Source organism: Microlunatus sp. M237, assembly GCF_056896895.1.
Genome location: NZ_JBXHBL010000002.1, coordinates 387041 through 404464 on the forward strand (window position 1 = coordinate 387041; position 17424 = coordinate 404464).

Sequence of the window (17424 nt, forward strand, 5' to 3'; positions counted from 1 at the left end):
CTATCCGGCCGCCGCGCCCTGGACCCGGCTTCGCCCTACGGCGAGGTCCGGCCAGAATAGGACCATGAGCGACGACTTCCGGATTGAGCACGACACCATGGGCGAGGTACGCGTACCCGCCCGCGCCCTCTGGCAGGCCCAGACCCAGCGGGCGGTGGAGAACTTCCCCATCTCGGGTACGCCGATCGAGTCGGCGCTGATCGCCGCACTGGCCCGGATCAAGGGCGCCGCGGCCCAGACCAACGCCTCACTCGGGGTCCTCGACGCCGACATCGCGGCGGCCATCACAAAGGCAGCAGCCGAGGTGGCGACTGGCCGCCATGACGGCGAGTTCCCGATCGACGTCTTCCAGACCGGTTCCGGCACGTCGAGCAACATGAACACCAACGAGGTGGTGGCCACCCTCGCCGGTCGCATCCTGGGTCGTCCGGTGCACGCGAACGACCACGTGAACGCCTCGCAGTCGAGCAACGACGTCTTCCCGAGCGCCATCCACATCGCCGCCACCGAGGGCCTGGTCACCGCACTCATCCCGGCACTGCGCCACCTCGAGACGGCGCTGACCGCCAAGGCGGCCGAGTTCGAGACGGTGGTGAAGAGCGGGCGCACCCACCTGATGGACGCCACACCGGTCACGCTGGGTCAGGAGTTCGGCGGGTACGCCGCGCAGATCCGCTACGGCATCGACCGGGTGGAGGCCACCCTCGGCCGGGTCGCTGAGCTGCCGCTGGGTGGCACCGCCGTCGGGACCGGGATCAACACCCCGCCCGGGTTCGCCGCCTCCGTCATCGCTTTGGTGGCCGAGCAGACCGGCCTGCCACTGACCGAGGCCCGCAACCACTTCGAGGCCCAGGGTGCCCGCGACGCGCTGGTCGAGGCATCCGGTGCGCTGAAGACCATCGCGGTCAGCCTCAACAAGATCGCCAACGACCTGCGCTGGATGGGCTCGGGTCCGCGCGCCGGCTTGGGCGAGATCGCACTGCCGGACCTCCAGCCGGGCTCGTCGATCATGCCGGGCAAGGTCAACCCGGTCATCTGCGAGGCGACCATCATGGTCGCGGCCCAGGTGATCGGCAACGACGCCGCGGTCACCTTCGCCGGCGCGGCCGGCAACTTCGAGCTGAACGTGATGCTGCCGGTGATGGCGCGCAATGTGTTGGAGTCGATCCGACTGCTCGGCAACGTGTCGCGACTGCTGGCCGACCGATGCGTGGTGGGTATCGTCGCGAACGTCGACCACTGCCGCACGCTGGCCGAGTCGTCGCCCTCCATCGTTACCCCCCTGAACCGCTACATCGGCTATGAGAACGCCGCTGCGGTGGCCAAGAAGGCGCTCAAGGAGGGCAAGACCATCCGCGAGGTGGTGATCGAGTCCGGCCACGTGGCTGACGGAAAGCTCACCGAGGAGCAGCTCGACACCGCCCTCGACGTGCTGTCGATGACCCGGCCCCCGCAGTAGCCGTCCTCCACCACGAACGAACCGCCGACGCCCCATTCCGGGCGTCGGCGGTTCGCGTTGGAGCGGAGCGAGTCAGTCATTAGTTGAGCGGAGCGACTCAGTAGTCAGTCGAGCGGAGCGACTCCGTAAAAGTTGAGCCGAGCGGCTCAGTACCAGTTGTTGCCCTGCTTGAAGCTCCAGGCGCTGCACGGCGTGCCGTACACGTCGCGAACGTAACCCAGACCCCACACGATCTGGGTGGCGGGGTTGGTGCGCCAGTCACTGCCGGCGGACGCCATCTTGTTGCCGGGCAACGACTGCGGAATCCCGTACGCGCCGGATGAGGGGTTGCGGGCGTCGACCTGCCAGCCGCTCTCGGACATGATCAGGCTGTTGTAGCAGCGGTACTGCTCGCCGCCCCAGCCGTACTTGTTGGCCATGATCTGCCGGGCGATGTCACGCGGGTTGGTGGTGCCGGGCTGATAACCCTGCGCCTTGATCCGGCGGGTCCGCTCGGCCTCGGCCTTCTTCTTGGCAGCCTCAGCCTTCTTCTTGGCGGCCTCGGCCTGCTGCTTCTTCGCCGCCGCAGCCTTGGCCTTGGCCGCGGCCCGCGCCTGCTGCTCCTTGGCGATCGCGGCCTTCCGGGCGTCGAGCGCCTTGGTCCGCTGACTCTGCGCGGCCGCCGTATCTTCGGCCAGTTGCGGCCGGGTGCTGCTGCGTGCGTTCCGGTCGCCACGCTCAGCCGGCACCGCGGTGCCCGGTGTCACGGCGGCCGACGGGTCCGGGGGCGACCCCGCAGGACCGGTCGAGACGCTGGCGGCCGGGCCGGTGATCCCGGTCGCGGAGGTCTGGCTCAAGGTGCCACCCACGACTCCGGCAGCGAGCACCGAGATCCCTAAGGCGGCGACGGCATGTTTCACGAGACGACGCACTCGCAGAGAGTGTCACAGCGTCGTTATCAAACCGAAATCAAGAGCAGACCACCCCGATGAGTGGTCTGCCCCTGATCCGCTCCCGCCCCCGATTACTCCCGTCAACCCAGCGGCACTTCCTCCAGCATCTCGGTCACCAACGCCGCGATGGGCGAGCGCTCTGAGCGGTGCAGGGTGACGTGCGCGAACAAGGGATGACCCTTGAGCTTCTCCACCACCGCCACCACGCCGTCGTGCCGGCCGACGCGCAGGTTGTCCCGCTGCGCCACGTCGTGGGTGAGGACCACCCGGGAGTCCTGGCCGATCCGGCTCAGCACGGTCAGCAACACGTTGCGCTCCAGCGACTGCGCCTCGTCGACGATCACAAAAGCATCGTGCAGCGAGCGGCCACGGATGTGGGTCAGCGGCAGCACCTCCAGCAGACCGCGGTCAAGGATCTCCTCGATCACCACCTTGGCCGTCACGGCGCCGAGGGTGTCGAAGACCGCCTGGGCCCACGGCGCCATCTTCTCCCCCTCAGTGCCCGGCAGATAGCCCAGCTCCTGCCCGCCCACGGCGTACAGCGGTCGGAAGACGACCACCTTGGAATGCTGCCGCCGCTCCAGCACCGCCTCCAGTCCGGCGCAGAGCGCGAGGGCCGACTTCCCGGTGCCGGCGCGGCCGCCCAGGGAGACGATCCCGATGCTCGGGTCGAGCAGCAGATCGAGAGCGATCCGCTGCTCGGCGGAGCGCCCGTGCAGCCCGAAGGCGTCGCGGTCAGCCTTCACCAGCTTGAGCTGCTTGTCCGGGGTCACCCGGCCGAGCGCCGAGCTGGTGCCACCGAGCAGCACCACTCCGGTGTGGCAGGGCAGCTCGCGGGCTTCCTCCAGATCGATGACCCCGCGCTCATAGAGCAGGTCAAGGTCGGCGCCGGTGACGTCCAGCTCCGCCATGCCGGTCCAGCCGGACTCGACAGCAAGCTCGGCCCGGTATTCCTCAGCCGGCAGCCCGACGGCCGACGCCTTGACCCGCATCGGCAGGTCCTTCGACACCAGCGTGACCGCACAGCCCTCTGCGGCGAAGTTGAGGGCGACCGCCAGGATCCGCGAGTCGTTGTCCCCCAGCCGGAAACCGGCCGGCAGCACGGTCGGATCGGTGTGGTTGAGCTCGACGTGGACGGTGCCGCCCTCGTCGTTGACCGGCACGGGAGCGTCCAGTCGTTGGTGGATGATGCGGAGGTCGTCGAGATGACGCAGGGCTGCCCGGGCGAAATAACCGAGCTCGGGATGGTGGCGCTTGGCCTCCAGCTCGGTGATCACGACGAGGGGCAGTACGACGTCGTGCTCAGCGAAGCGACGGAGCGCGTGAGGATCGCTGAGCAGCACGGAGGTGTCGACGACGTAGGTGCGACGCGGGGCGGCAGTGGGCACGATCGGTCCGATCTGGGGGCCGCACGCGACTCACGTCCGGCCCCACTGGCTAGGTGGCTGGCCGGGATGGAGTGCGGGCCGTGGTCGGCCTGCGGTTCTTGCCCGTCTTGAGACGGTGCATCGATCGCCTCCCGTTCGGGCCGCTTCCCCACGGCCCGTAAGGCGAAAGTACGACTCCGGCGCGTCGGCGTACGGCAGCCACGCCGCAGTTCACGCAATAGTTCCGAACCCGCCGTTCCGAACCCAGCGGTTCCGAACCCAGCCGTTCCTGAACCCAGGCCGGCGCCGTCCGGCGATCAGCTGCCGAAGCGGCGCTCGCGCTGCCCGTACGCACGCAGGGCGCGGATGAAGTCAACCTTGCGGAAGTCGGGCCACAATGCCTCACAGAAATAGAACTCACTGTGGGCCGACTGCCACATCAAGAAGCCGGAGAGCCGTTGCTCACCCGAGGTGCGAATGATCAGGTCCGGATCCGGCTGACCTTTGGTGTAGAGGTGCTCGGCGATGTGTTCGATGTCGAGCGTGTGCGCCAGATCCTCGATCGAGGTGCCGGCCGCCGCATGCTCGGACAGCAGCGAGCGGACCGCATCGCGCAGCTCATGCCGGCCACCGTAGGACACGGCAACGTTGACCAGCATCCCGTCGAGGTCGGCGGTGTCGCGATGAGCCTGCTTGAGGATGTCGGCCGACTCCGCCGGCAGCAGGTCGAGAGCACCGACGGGGTGGATCTTCCAGCGCCGGGTGGCGGCCAGCTCGGTCACCATGGTCTCGATCACCCGCAGCAGCGGACCGATCTCCTCCTCGGAGCTGCGGGTGAAGTTGTCGGTGGACAGCACCCACAAGGTCACCACCGGAATGCCGATCTCGTCGCACCACTCGACGAAGTCCTTGAGCTTGTCGGCGCCAGCCTGGTATCCCGCCACCAGTGGCCGGCCGGGAGCGTTGGCCCGTGCCCACCGACGGTTCCCGTCCGCCAGCACGGCCACGTGTCGCGGCAGCTGTCGCCGGTCGAGCTCGGCGATCAGCCGGTGCTCGTACGTCGTGTAGAGCAGTCCCGACGGGTGCAGGCGGTCGACGAACTCCCGGACCCTCTCCCAACGCGCCATGAATCGCAGCGTATCCCTCGATGGGGCGCCGGAGCTGCTCACACTCCGCCCGTCTCGGTCACGACGGCGAGAAGCAGTCGGCTTGTACGCTTACCTACGGGACCGTAAGTTACGGCTATCGATGCCGCCACCGGCATCACCGAGTGTCCGGGAGGGCGAGAATGGCAACCATGTCACCGGTCGATCCGGACAACCGCGGCGAGAACCCGAGCCACGGTGGCCCACCCCCGTCCCCCGCAGACGAGCTGACCGAGCTCGCGCGTGAGGTCAGGCCGCGGCTGCGCGGCTGGCTGCACGCCGCCATGACGCCGTTGGCCGTCGCCGCGGGCGCCGTGCTGGTGGCCCTCGCCCCCACCACGGCCGGCAAGGTGGGTGGGGCGGTGTTCCTGGTCGCCTCGCTGCTCCTGTTCGGCACCAGCGGGCTCTATCACCGCGTCTACTGGGGCTCCCGTGGCGAAGCCGTGCTCCGCCGGATGGACCACGCCAACATCTTCGTCTTCATCGCAGCGACCTACACCCCCTTCGCGCTGCTCATGCTCGAGGGTCGTTCGCAGCTGACGATGCTGTGCCTGGTCTGGGGCGGCGCGACGGCGGGACTGCTGTTCCGGCTGTTCTGGCTGGATGCGCCCCGTTGGCTCTACACCCTGCTCTATCTCGCCATGGGCTGGGCGGCGGTCGGCTGGATGAAGGACTTCTGGGAGGTCGGTGGCCCCACCGTGCTGCTGTTGATCATCGGCGGCGGTGTGGCCTACACCCTGGGCGCGACGGTCTACGCCTTCAAGCGTCCCAATCCGTCACCCCAATGGTTCGGCTTCCACGAGATCTTCCACGCCTTCACGATCTTGGCCTTCGTGCAGCACTATGCCGCGATCTCGCTGCTGACCTATCGCGCCTGACCGCGCAGCATCGCGTCGGGTCCCGACTGCGATCGAGCGTTGGCGACGAGGCCGGCGACGCCTCAGTCGACCTGACCGGCGAGCGGGAAACGCTCCTCCGCGGTCCAGGTCCAGGCGCGGGCCTCGCGGCGCAGGCTCAGCAGCGACAGGTACGGCACCCGCACTCGGATGGGGGGCAGGTCGACCCGGTCGAGTGCGGCGTCCACCTCCGCCACCTGCGGTGCGGCGGGGTTGGCGTAGGCCACGCTGATGTGAGGGCTGAAGCCACCCTTGGGCTCGGGCAGGGCGTAGAGCTCGCTGCCGCCGAGCGCCGCGGTCGCGACGGCGCGCAGCCGATCACGCAGCGGAGTCAGGGGGCGACTCGGGATGACGTCCATGAAGACGGCCGATCCTGCCGGGTGCGGTCGCTGGACGACCAGATCAACCACCGGCTCCGCCTCGACCAGGTCTGCGACAGCCTGGGTCAGTCGCCGATAGCTGTCCTCGTCCACCTGGTCGGCGAAGGCTGCGCCCTGGATCGTCATGTGCAGCCAGCGGGGGTCGACCAGGTCCAGCCCGTCCACGTCGCGGAGGCTGTTCTGGAACGCACCCACATAGTCGGACAGCTCGGTGGAGCCCTCGAAGGTGAGATAGAACGCCCACAGCCGGCGCTCACCGAGCCACTCCGGCGCCTCGACCCAGTGGTTGGCCATTCGTCGTGCGTCCACCCACACTCCTCCACCAGCAACGGCATCACGGCAACGGCCTCAACGTAACACGGTGACTTCGCCGAGAAGGCGTACCCACACGCACCGTGATCGACCTGGGCGCGAGGCCGGACGGCGGCACTCCTCAAGATCAAGATAACCCGTCGGGGACCAGGATGTTGATCTTCGTAGGAACCTCGGTTCTGGGCCGTTTGTGACAGCCAGGTGACAATCGACCCGACCCCTAGCGCAGTGCCCGACCTGGCGCTACTGTCAGCGCATTCCATCAGGTATAACGCGGTTTCACCACGTGAAACCCGGCCGATCAAGGGGTGCTCATGTCAGGTTTCACATCCGAGCAGTTGCCCAATCTCACCCGACGGGGGTTCCTCGCCCTGTCCGCCCTGGGGCTGGCGACCGCCTGCAGCCCAGTGGCCCCGACTCCGACCACCGAGGAGACCGAGAGCAGCGAGCCGGTCACCCTCAACTTCTGGAAGCCTCCGGGCCAGGAGCCGAAAGCAGAGAACGCCTACTTCGCCGGGCTGGCCAAGAGCTTCGGGGCCAGCCACGACAACGACACGATCAAGCACCTGCTGCTGCCGTGGAACGACGCCTTCACCAAATACACCGCTGCGTTCGGCGGAGGCACCGCGCCCGACATCTCTTACCAGGTACTGCTCTGGCTCAACCAGTTCAGCAGTGCCGGTGCCCTCACGGCGTTGACCGACATCGAACCCGGACTTGATCTCAGCGGGTTCAACGAGAGTGCGATCAGCTCAGCCACCGGTGCGGACGGCAAGCTCTATGGGATGCCGTACTACTCGAGCCGCTGGGTGCTGGCGCTGAACGAGGAGGTCTGGGAGAAGGCCGGCAAGCCCGACCTCCCCGTCACCTACACCGACCTGGGTGAGTTCGCGAAGAAGCTGACCTTCGACAAGTCCGGTCGCGCCCTCGGCGAAAGCGGCTTCGACAAGGGCGACATCGCCACCTACGGACTTGCCTGGCCGGGCCTGCAGGAGTCGCAGCTCAACTACGTCTGGAACTACCTATGGGCCTATGGGTCCGACTATGTCAGCGAGGACGGCAAGAGCGTCGGGTTCGACAACGAGGGCGGCCGCGAGGCCCTGAACCTGATGCGCAGCATCGCCGAGTCCGGGGCCGCCACGCCGCTCAGCCTCTACTCCGATCCGCTGAAGTGGAACGAGATCTTGTGGACCGGACGCGCCGGGGTGCAGTGGATCGCGCCGCCGACGGCCGAGACGTTCAAGAAGCACCCGAAGACCCGCCTCAAGGTGCTCGATATCCCCAGCGGACCCGCTGGCAAGTTCGTGGTCGGCGGGGTGGGCTATCTCACCATCTCCGCGAAGACCAAGAGCCCGCAGACGGCGCTCGACTTCATCAAGTTCGCCACCAGCGACGAGAACGTCAGCACCTACCTGCAGCAGACACTGTTGTTCCCGGTGCGCAGCACCATCTCCGCCGATCTCTTCAACAACCTCAGCGACGCCAAGTCCAAGAAGTTCCTGGCCGACAGCCTGCCGCAGGGAGAGTTCATGCGCCTCACTCGGCCGCTACCCTTCAGCGCCGAGCAGTATCTGCTCGGGGAGATCAACAACTTCGTCTCCGGTCAGAAGGACCTCGACAAGATGATCAAGGACGCATCCAAGCAGGTCGCCACGATGGCGAAGAACGCGGGAATGTGAGCGCGGTCCAGCTGCGCAGCTCGGGAGGGTCAGGGCGCCCTGGACGGCGCTTGGGAGGGCCGGCGCCACACGCAGGTGGCGTCGGCCGTTCGGCCCCGCGCGGCAGGCGCACCGGACGCAACCCGGGCGCCGCCGCCCTGTTCCTGCTGCCGAAGACCGTGCTGTTCGTCGCCTTCGTGCTGGTGCCCTTCGGCTATACCTTCGTGCTGATGTTCCAGCGGGGCACGCTGCTGCGCGGCTTCACCTTCGTCGGCCTGGACAACCTCGTGGCGCTGGCCACTGACTCGCTGTTCTGGCTGACGCTGCGGAACACGCTGCTCTACATCGTGGTCGCGGTGCCGCTCAACATCGTCGCGCCGCTCGCGGTGGCCTTGCTGATCAGCCGGACTGTCCGCGGCATCCGGATCTACCGTTCACTGATCTACATCCCCTCGCTGCTCTCCATCGCGGCGACCGGGCTGATCTGGAAAGTACTGATCGACCCAGACATCGGTCCGCTCTATCATCTGACCAACGACGTGCTCGGTCTGGACCTGCCCTATCTCGCGAACGGCTCCTTCGCCATCGTGTTCGTCGCCGTGGTCGGTGTGTGGAGCAGTCTGGGCTTCAACTCGATCATCTTCATGGCCGGACTGAACGACATCCCCCAGGACCTGTACGAGGCCGCCAGCATCGACGGGGCGACCGGTGTCCGTGCGTTCCGCACCATCACCCTTCCACTGCTGAAGCCGGTGATGCAGATCGTCTTGGTGCTGGTCACCATCGGGGCCATCCAGGTGTTCGACATGATCTACGTGATGACCCAGGGCGGTCCGGGAACCTCCACCTACACAGTGATGTGGTACATCTACCAGAACGTCTTCGGTGGCGGGTCGATCGGCTACGCAGCTGCCATGGGCGTGCTGGTGCTGATCGCGTCGCTGGCGATCTCGGGGTTCTACCTGCGAGTCACCCGGACGGAGGGCTCGACCTATGAGTGACGCCGCTGCTGTCCCGACGCGCCGCCGCAGCAACCGCCAGGTCAACCACCTGGTGTCGACGCATCTGCTCGGCATCGTCGTGTCACTGGTCTGCGCCGCGCCGGTGCTCATCGTGTTGGTCGCGTCGCTGAAGCCGATGAGCTCGTTCAGCAGTCTCTCGCTGAGCACGGGCGGCTGGACTCTCGACAACTACACCCGGCTACTGACCGGTGGCCAGCTGCCGCGCTGGGTGCTCAACAGCGTCATCGTCGGGGTGGTCGTCACTGCCCTCACGGTCCTGATCGACCTGCTCGCAGGGTTCGCGTTCGCCAAGCTGAGGTTCCGCGGCCGTGGCGTGCTGTTCGCGCTGTTGATCAGCACCTTGATGCTGCCGTTCTCGATCACGTTGGTGCCGACCTACCTGCTGGTGGCCCGATACGGCCTGGTCGATACCTACCCCGGGCTGATCCTGCCGCTGCTCTCCGGACCCCTCGGCGTGTATCTGATGCGTCAGTTCATCAGCGGCATCCCCGACGCCCTGCTGGAGGCGGCCCGGATCGACGGCGCATCGCTGCCGCGGATCTTCTGGCAGATCGTGGCGCCGCTGTGCCTACAGCCGATGGCGGTGCTGACGGTATTCACCTTCGTCAGCACCTGGAACAGCTTCTTGTGGCCTCTGCTGATCGCCCAGAGTGACGCGATGAAGACGCTCACCGTCGGCATCGCCACCACCAACCTGCAGTTCGAGCAGAACTTGGGCAGCATCACCGCCCAGGCGATCCTCAGCCTGGTCCCGATGTTGATCTTGTTCGTGGCGTTCCAGCGCTTCTTCATGAAAGGAATCACCGCCGGTGCCTTCAAGGGATAGCGCAGAGCTCGACCGCTGGGAGTGGGTCGGGGAAGGCATCCGACTGCGCGTTGACCCGTCCACCTTGGCGGGATGGTTCGAGGAGCCCGGATCGGCCAACCGGTGGCACTTCGACTCCCCCGTCGGTCGTGCCGAGGGTCCGCGGGTCGAGCTGCGGTCGGTGGAGTGGTTGGCTCATGGGTGCCGGGCGGCCGCCGAGGTCGACGGCTCACCGATGTGGCTCGAGATCGCGCTGGCGAAGACAGCCGGCACCGTAGCGATCAGCGTCACCCCGGCGGCGGAGCACCGGCATCGCGAGCCGCTGCAGTTCCCGCCGGTGCTGCGTCCCTCCGGCCGCCGCTGCGCCGAGCTGGCGCTGCCGTTGAAGACCACCCAGGGCATCGTGCACCGGCCCGTACCGGGTGAGACCGTCGACTTCACCTTCGACACCGCCGGTGGCAACACCGAGGGTCTGTCCATGCCGTTCTGGAGCCAGAGCGGTCCGGGCGGCGGCGTGCTGGCGATCCTGGACACCCCCGACGACGTCGAGCTGCGGGTACGCTCCGACGCAACGGCTGGGGTGAGTGTCGGCGTCGGCTGGCTGCCGTCGCTGGGCCAGCTGGGCTATCGCCGCTCGATCAGCTACACCCTCACCGAAGAGGGCTACCAGGCCGCGGCCCTGGCGTATCGCAAGCACGTGGTGGCCGCCGGTCGCTTCACCTCACTGGAACAGAAGATCGCCGAACGACCGGTGGTCGCCGGGCTGGTCGGCGCACCGTACTTCAGCACCGGCTATCTGCCCTTCTCCCAACGCAAGCTGACCCAGGTGCTCGACGGGCTGCGGGCGCTGGGCTACACCAGCGGCCTGCTCGGCCCAGTGGACTTCCTGCAGTGGCAGGCCGAACCGTGGCTCAACGACTATCAGCCGTTCATCAGCGCACCCGAGTTCGCTCCGCTGATCGAGGCGAAAGGTTTCACCCCCTTCGCCTGGTTCTATCTCGAGGACATCTTGGAGTTCGACCCGAGCTATTCCCGCTCCATGCTGGCGGTGGACGCCGACGGCCAGATCCCGACCGGGTGGGAGAACCGCGACTACCGCTACGCCCGCGTCTGCGACGCCGTGCTGGCCGAGCACGCGCGGATGCTGCGGCCCCGAGCCGGGCAGTTCAGCGGGCTCCACTTCGACACCACGACCTGCAAGGAGCTGATGGAGTGCTGGTCGCCGGAGCACCCGATGACCCGCGGGCAGAACCGCGAGGCTCGACGCGCCTGGCTGTCGGAGGTGGCCGGCTGGGGGCACCTGGTGGGGTCTGAGGGTGGCTGCGACTGGGCCTTCGACGTGATGGACTTCTGCTCCAACAACCCCCGTCGCGGGTTGCAGACCAACTTCCCCGGGACCGCACAGCACGTGCCGCTCCAAGGGCTCGTCTATCACGACTCGATCGTCTCCTACGGCTGGGAGTACGACCCGTACAACAAGAGCTACTGGGGCCATGACTGGTCGCAGCAGAAGCTCCTCTACGACGTGATGTGCGCCAACCCGCCCACCGTGTCGCCGCTGCTGGGCTACTTCCCGGTCATCGCCGCCGGCGAGCAGGCCGTGTCGTCGTCCTGGGTGACCTGGGAGGACGCCGACACCCAGCGACTGCTACGTGCTGCTCTCCCCGTGGCCGAACTGCACCGCACCACGGCATTCCAGGCCATGGTCGAGCACAGCTGGCTCGACTCCGACGGCGCTGTCAGCCGTACCGTGTTCTCTGGTGGCACCGAGGTTCTCGTCAACGCCGGCGACGCCGTCTTCGACGACGGCGGCGTGCACCTCGAACCCAGCAGCTACCTGATCGGATGACGATGACGTCGAAGACCACAGCCAGCCCTGGCGACGCCAAGCCGGTCAACCGAACCGCCACGGTGTACGAGGTCGCCCCACTGGATCGCGCCCTCGACATCTTGGAACAGCTGTCCACCGTCGAGGAGATGGCGCTGGTGGACCTGGCCGATGCGGTCGGGCTCAGCAAGTCCACCGCTTTTCGTCACCTGAAGGTGCTGGAGCGCCGGGGCTACGTGCTGCAGGACCCTGACAGCAAGAAGTACGCGCTGGGCTACGGCGTCCTCAAGCTCGGCTATCACGCCCGGACGAACCTGCACCTGCCGAAGCTCGCCCACGCCGGCATGACCGCGCTGGTGGCGCAGTTCAACGAGACCATCCACCTCGGTGCCCTGATGGGGCATGAGGTGGTGCACGTGGGGGTGGTCCCGAGCACCCACGCCCTCAAGATGGCCTCGGAGGTGGGTGAGCGGACGATGGTGCACGTGTCGGCCCTGGGCAAATGTCTGATCGCCTGGGAAGGTCCCGAACTGGTCGCGGAGCTGTTGGCCGACCCCGGGCTGCCGGTCAGATCGCCGTACACGATCACCAGTCCGGAGCTGTTCGAGGAAGAGCTCGCCCAGGTGCGGCGGCGCGGCTTCGCCATCGATGACCAGGAGTCGTTGGAGGGACTGCGATGTGTGGGCGTCCCGATTCGCTCCGCCGGTGGTGCGGTGATCGGCGCGCTGAGCTTGTCGGGGCCTGTCGAGCGGGTGAATGAGTCGGTGCTGCCGACAATGATCCGTGCCATCCGGAGCACGGCCGAGGATATCTCGCGACGCTGCGGCTGGACGCCATGATCATCACCATCGAGCACCACCACGATGACCATGCCGACGGTCCCCTTCGAGTATCAGGAGCCATTCAGTGACCAGCACCTCCCAACGGATGCAGCGGCTCGCCGTGGCCGTCGACGCGTCGTCGGACGAAGGACCGCTCGAGCTGTGGCGACACAGTGTGGGGATCGGCGGCATCAACACGCTCCCGCTGCCTGACGTGGTCGTCGAGGCCACCCGGGCGCTGGAGCCGCGGCTGATCCGGATCTTCATCCAGCAGTTCTTCGACGTCTACCCCGAGACCGGTCGCTACGCCTGGGCGCGGCTGGACGCCTACATCGACTCGATCGCCCGGACCGGGGCCAAGATCGTCGCTGCCATCTGCATCAAACCGCCGGCGCTGTTCGAGACCGTCGACCAGTCGGTGTGGCGACCCCGCGACCTCGCCGAGTGGCAGGCGGTGATCGGCGCCATGGTCACCCGCTATTCGGTGGAGCGGGAGGCCGTCACTCACTGGGAGATCGGCAACGAGACCGACATCGGCGAGGACGGCGGCTCGCCGTTCCTGATCCCCGATCCGACTGACTACAGCGCGTTCTATGAGTTCACCGCCGCCGCCGTGCGAGCCGCCGCACCGCAGGTCAAGGTGGGCGGGGCTGCGGCCTGCTGGGTCACCAATGAACCGCTGCCCGGCTTCATCGCGCACTGCGCCCGTACCGGCACCGCCGTCGACTTCTTCTCCTGGCACCTCTACGCCGACGACTGGGACCGGCACGCCGAGGGAGTGAGACAGGGTCGCCGGATGCTGACCGGCTTCTCCGATCCGGTGCCGGAGCTGATGGTGACGGAATGGAACAAGGCGATCGAGACCGACTCCCATCCGGACCAGGCGCTCGACCCTCGGCGGGCGGCTCTGGTGGCCGCCGGCGTCCTGGCCATGCACGAGGCCGGCCTGGACTGGTCGTTCTACTACCACCTGTGGGACCAGTACGCCGACCCCGCCGACTTCGCCCCGTTCTTCTCCGCGGCCGGGGTGGACAACATGTATCGGCACTGGAACGAGGTCCCGCACCGCTTCGGGCTGCTGAGCGAAACCGGTGAGCTCCGGCCGCAGTACTTCGTCTACGACGAGCTTCGACGCCTCGGTACGACCCGGATCTCCGCCACCGCGCAGACCCCCGGACCGCTGCACCTGCTGGCCGGTCGTAGCGACGACTCGGTGTCGTTGCTGGCCACGAATCTCAACCGGGACGAGGAAGCGTCGGCCCCCGTGCTCGCGACGGTGACCTTCTCGGGTCTGCGGCCCGGTCGGCGGCTGCTGAGGATCGTACGGATCGACGACCAGCACCGGTGGGACCCGACCACGCTCCGGCTGGAACCGCTGGAGACCCGCCACCTGGTGGTCCGCGAAGAGTTCGAGTGCCAGCTCTACCTGCCGGCGGACACCGTCACGGTGATCAGCCTGGCCGAAACCGAGGAGGACGTTTCATGATCCACGTCGCGGTCGACGTGCACACCCATCTGGGCGAGCACGGCGTACACGTGTGTGACCCGTTGGCGGCCGACGAGCTGCGGGCCTGGGGGTCGGTGAGCTGGGACGTCCAGCCGGAGGCGCACCACGCAGCTGCCCACAGCGCCGACGCCGCCATCGTCCTCGCCTTCGACGCCGAACCGGTGGGCGTAGTGGTGGACAACGAGTACGTCGCCGCCAATGTCGCCGGCGACGACCGGCTGATCGGGTTCGCCAGCGTCAACCCGAACCGGCCGGACGCTGTCGAACGGCTGGACCATGCAGTGCGGGACCTCGGGCTGCGCGGGCTGAAGCTCGGTCCGTGCTATCAGCACTTCCATCCCCACGACGCCGCGGCGCTCGAGCTGCTCGAGGTGGCGGCCGCCCACCGGCTTCCGGTGATCTGGCATCAGGGCACCACGTTCACCTCAGCAGCCATGGTCGAGTACTCCCGGCCACTGCAGCTCGACGCTGTCGCTCGCCGGTTCCCGGACCTGCCGATGTGGATCGCCCACATGGGTCATCCGTGGGCCGAGGAAGCGCTCAGCGTCATCCGCCGGCACGAGCATTTCTACATCGACATCTCTGCCCTGGACACCCGGCCGTGGCAGCTGGCCCAGGCACTCGCCTGCGCCAGCGAATACCGGGTCTTCGACCGCATCCTGTTCGGCACCGACTATCCCTTCTCCACCGTCGAGGCCACCGTCGACGGCCTGTTCCGCGCGGCGGCGCTGTGCCGGCGGCTGGGGATGGCCGACATCACCGACGAGCAGATCGAGGGCATCTGCAGCCGCGACTCCCTGGAGCTGCTGGGCCTCAGCCGGCCGGCGCTCCCCCCTCAGCACCAGCCGGAAGGACCACCAGCATGAGCACCAGCACCCAGATCGGCGGCGTCGTCTGCGTCGTCCAGACTCCCTTCCGCGCCGATCAGGACATCGACGAACCGACGTACCGCAAACAGATCGACTGGTTGTTCGGCCACGGCACCGACGGAGTCGTCACCGGGATGGTCTCGGAGGTGCTGCGGTTGTCCTCCGACGAGCGCGATGCGCTCGCAACGCTGACCTGCGAAGCGGTCGACGGCCGAGGGCCCTGTGTGGTCAGTGTGGGCGCGGAGTCGACCCGGACCGCGGTCCGGCACGCCCGCCACGCCGCCGCCGCCGGAGCCGACGGTGTGATGGCGGCACCGCCGTCGTTGTTCGCTGCCACCGACGACGAGCTGTTCGGCTATTTCATGGCCATCGCCGAAGCCGCCGGTGTGCCGATGGTGGTCCAGGACGCGAGCGGCTACGTCGGCACCGCCCTCTCGATCGACCTGCAGGTGAGACTCCAGACAGCGCTCGGCGATCAGGTCCTGTTCAAACCGGAATCCCCGCCGATCGGACCGAAGCTGACCACGCTGCTCGAGGCGACCGGCGGCGCCGCCCGCATCCTGGAGGGGACCGGAGGGCTCTATCTGATCGACAGCTTCCGCCGCGGCGCCGTCGGCACCATGCCGGCGGGCGACGTGGTCTGGGCCCTGGTCCCGCTCTGGCGGGCGCTGCAGGCAGGCGACTTCGACCGGGCGTACGAGATCTCCGGTCCACTCGCGCTGATGATCTCGCTGCAGACCAGCCTGGACAGCTTCGTCGCGGTCGAGAAGCACGTTCTCGGCAGCCAGGGGGTGTTCCCCAGCACGGCGATGCGCGGCCCGATCGCGGAGGTGGCCGACGCCCAGACCTTCGCCGAGATCGACCGCCTGCTGCAGCGGCTGCACCGCGCCGTCGACCAGCCCTCGGGCCACGCCGATGCCTAGCGTCGCCGTGGTGACCGGTGCCGGCGGCGGCATCGGTGGCGCCTGCGCCGTTGCTCTGGCCGCAAGCCACGACGTGGTGCTCTGCGCCGACCGCAACGCCGACAACGCCGCCAAGACCGTGCGGCTGATCGAGACCGCGGGCGGGTCCGCCGTCGCCCTGACCGCGGATGCCGGCGTGGCCGACTTCGGCCCGAGCGTCGCTGCGGCCGCGCGAGACCAGGGCGAGGTCCGGACCGCGGTCCACGCGCTGGCCCACGAGCAGCATGTCCCCGCCCTGGACCTGCCGCTCGACTCCCTGCTCACCAGCCTGCAGGTGGGTCCGGTCGCGGCCTTCTCGCTCTTCCGCAGCCTGGCTGCCACCGGTGTGGCGCGCAGCGGCGCCGGCTTCACCGCGATCGGTTCGCTGCATGAGAAGTACGCCTTCCGCAACTGCCTCGGCTACAACGCCGCCCACGGCGCACTGGGCCAGGTCGTACGTTCGCTCGCGCACGAGTGGGCCGATCGCCGGATCCGGGTGAATGCCGTGGTGCCGGGCTGGATCGCCACCCCCGGCGAAGAGGTGCTCTACGGGGCCGAGCACCTCGAGCGGGTCGGTGGCCAGCTGCCCTTCGGACAGCTCGGTTCGGTCGACCATATCGCCGCCGCGGTCGCGTTCTTGGCCTCGGACGCCGCCGCCTACGTCTCCGGCACCTTCTTGACGGTGGACGGCGCACTGTCGGTATCGCTGGCCCGACTGCCAGGTGAGGAGGACTGATGAAGTACGTCTGCGTGTTCGCCCATCAGGACGACGAGATGCGCTGCCTCGGCACCCTGCTGCGGCTGCAGGAGGCCGGCCACGAGATCGCCTTCGTGGCCGTGACCGCCGGCGACAAGGGTCTGCCCTTCGCTGAGAAGGACCAGTTCGCCGCGGCGGCTGCGGTGCGGGAGCGGGAGATGCGCACGGTGGCGGACGCCTTCGGCGGCGAATATCACTGCCTCGGACGGGAGGACGGCTTCCTCGACGACGACGTCCAGCTGCGCCGCGACATGATCGCCGTGCTGCGCCGAACCGGTGCCGACGTCGTTTTCACCCACTGGCTCAACGACTACAACCCCGACCACGTCGTGACCGCGAAGGTGGTGACCGATGCCGCGCTGTTCACCAGCCTGGCCTCGTTCGAGCCCGAGGTGCCGGCACTGGCAGCGGTTCCTCGGATCCTCCATGTCGACCCCGGCACCGGCTACGGGTTCGAGGGCACCCACTTCGTCCAGCTGTCCGAGGACCACTCGGTCCGCAAGTCCGAGCTGATCCGGCTGCACCGCAGCCAGATGGAGGTGATGCGCCAGCTGAGCGGGTTCGACTACGCCGACCAGATGGCCGCCGCCGACCGGGCGGCCGGCGGACGGCTGATGGTGGGCTCGGCCGAAGTCTTCCGGCCGAGCCTGGCAGAGCGACGGATCCCCTGGCCGTCGGACCTGCCCGGCCGCCTCGACGCGGAGGACCGATGACGAACCTCGTTC

The 17424-nt window shown here is 68.0% G+C and carries 16 protein-coding genes; 12 read left to right on the forward strand and 4 right to left on the reverse strand.

Going from position 1 to position 17424, the window contains the following annotated elements; translation table 11 throughout:
* Positions 1–64 precede the first annotated feature (64 nt).
* Positions 65–1459, forward strand: a complete 1395-nt coding sequence (locus AC1XX3_RS08050; protein WP_483320569.1) for a class II fumarate hydratase — start codon at positions 65–67, stop codon at positions 1457–1459.
* A gap of 146 nt (positions 1460–1605) precedes the next feature.
* On the opposite strand, the gene AC1XX3_RS08055 is transcribed toward AC1XX3_RS08050, so the two are convergent.
* From AC1XX3_RS08055 to AC1XX3_RS08065, 3 genes are all read right to left on the reverse strand, one after another.
* On the reverse strand, positions 1606–2358 hold the full coding sequence (locus AC1XX3_RS08055) for an aggregation-promoting factor C-terminal-like domain-containing protein (protein ID WP_483320570.1): 753 nt from the start codon (positions 2356–2358) through the stop codon (positions 1606–1608).
* A gap of 113 nt (positions 2359–2471) precedes the next feature.
* The gene (gene phoH2 / locus AC1XX3_RS08060) at positions 2472–3779 is read right to left on the reverse strand and encodes an RNA 5'-3' helicase PhoH2 (RefSeq protein ID WP_483320571.1); all 1308 of its coding nucleotides are present in this window, start codon (positions 3777–3779) and stop codon (positions 2472–2474) included.
* 296 nt (positions 3780–4075) lie between these two features.
* Entirely contained in the window at positions 4076–4885 is an 810-nt protein-coding gene (locus AC1XX3_RS08065; RefSeq protein WP_483320572.1) for an isoprenyl transferase, read from the reverse strand.
* 170 nt (positions 4886–5055) lie between these two features.
* On the opposite strand from AC1XX3_RS08065, the gene trhA reads away from it, so the two are divergent.
* Positions 5056–5781, forward strand: coding sequence for a PAQR family membrane homeostasis protein TrhA (gene trhA / locus AC1XX3_RS08070; RefSeq protein ID WP_483320573.1), 726 nt, complete (start codon positions 5056–5058; stop codon positions 5779–5781).
* Positions 5782–5843: 62 nt separating this feature from the next.
* On the opposite strand, the gene AC1XX3_RS08075 is transcribed toward trhA, so the two are convergent.
* Entirely contained in the window at positions 5844–6488 is a 645-nt protein-coding gene (locus tag AC1XX3_RS08075; RefSeq protein WP_483320574.1) for a 2'-5' RNA ligase family protein, read from the reverse strand.
* A gap of 317 nt (positions 6489–6805) precedes the next feature.
* On the opposite strand from AC1XX3_RS08075, the gene AC1XX3_RS08080 reads away from it, so the two are divergent.
* The 10 genes from AC1XX3_RS08080 (at position 6806) to AC1XX3_RS08125 (ending at position 17412) form a co-directional block, all read left to right on the forward strand.
* A complete protein-coding gene (locus AC1XX3_RS08080; protein ID WP_483320575.1) occupies positions 6806–8170 on the forward strand; it encodes an ABC transporter substrate-binding protein in 1365 nt (454 codons plus the stop codon).
* 50 nt (positions 8171–8220) lie between these two features.
* Positions 8221–9150 (forward strand): carbohydrate ABC transporter permease, encoded by a 930-nt coding sequence (locus AC1XX3_RS08085; RefSeq protein WP_483320576.1) that lies wholly within the window; start codon positions 8221–8223, stop codon positions 9148–9150.
* On the forward strand, positions 9143–9997 hold the full coding sequence (locus tag AC1XX3_RS08090; RefSeq protein WP_483320577.1) for a carbohydrate ABC transporter permease: 855 nt from the start codon (positions 9143–9145) through the stop codon (positions 9995–9997). Before AC1XX3_RS08085 ends, AC1XX3_RS08090 begins: the two co-directional genes overlap by 8 nt.
* Positions 9981–11825: a glycoside hydrolase family protein gene (locus tag AC1XX3_RS08095; protein WP_483320578.1), complete on the forward strand. Its 1845-nt coding sequence runs from the start codon at positions 9981–9983 to the stop codon at positions 11823–11825. Before AC1XX3_RS08090 ends, AC1XX3_RS08095 begins: the two co-directional genes overlap by 17 nt.
* 2 nt (positions 11826–11827) lie before the next feature.
* Positions 11828–12643, forward strand: coding sequence for an IclR family transcriptional regulator (locus tag AC1XX3_RS08100; RefSeq protein WP_483320579.1), 816 nt, complete (start codon positions 11828–11830; stop codon positions 12641–12643).
* Between the two features lie 67 nt (positions 12644–12710).
* On the forward strand, positions 12711–14111 hold the full coding sequence (locus tag AC1XX3_RS08105) for a GH39 family glycosyl hydrolase (protein WP_483320580.1): 1401 nt from the start codon (positions 12711–12713) through the stop codon (positions 14109–14111).
* The gene (locus AC1XX3_RS08110) at positions 14108–14998 is read left to right on the forward strand and encodes an amidohydrolase family protein (RefSeq protein ID WP_483320581.1); all 891 of its coding nucleotides are present in this window, start codon (positions 14108–14110) and stop codon (positions 14996–14998) included. Before AC1XX3_RS08105 ends, AC1XX3_RS08110 begins: the two co-directional genes overlap by 4 nt.
* Complete coding sequence (locus tag AC1XX3_RS08115) at positions 14995–15924, forward strand: dihydrodipicolinate synthase family protein (protein ID WP_483320582.1); 930 nt, start codon at positions 14995–14997, stop codon at positions 15922–15924. Before AC1XX3_RS08110 ends, AC1XX3_RS08115 begins: the two co-directional genes overlap by 4 nt.
* 10 nt (positions 15925–15934) lie before the next feature.
* A complete protein-coding gene (locus tag AC1XX3_RS08120; RefSeq protein WP_483320583.1) occupies positions 15935–16678 on the forward strand; it encodes an SDR family NAD(P)-dependent oxidoreductase in 744 nt (247 codons plus the stop codon).
* Complete coding sequence (locus AC1XX3_RS08125; RefSeq protein WP_483320584.1) at positions 16678–17412, forward strand: PIG-L deacetylase family protein; 735 nt, start codon at positions 16678–16680, stop codon at positions 17410–17412. Before AC1XX3_RS08120 ends, AC1XX3_RS08125 begins: the two co-directional genes overlap by 1 nt.
* The last annotated feature ends 12 nt before the right edge of the window (positions 17413–17424 follow it).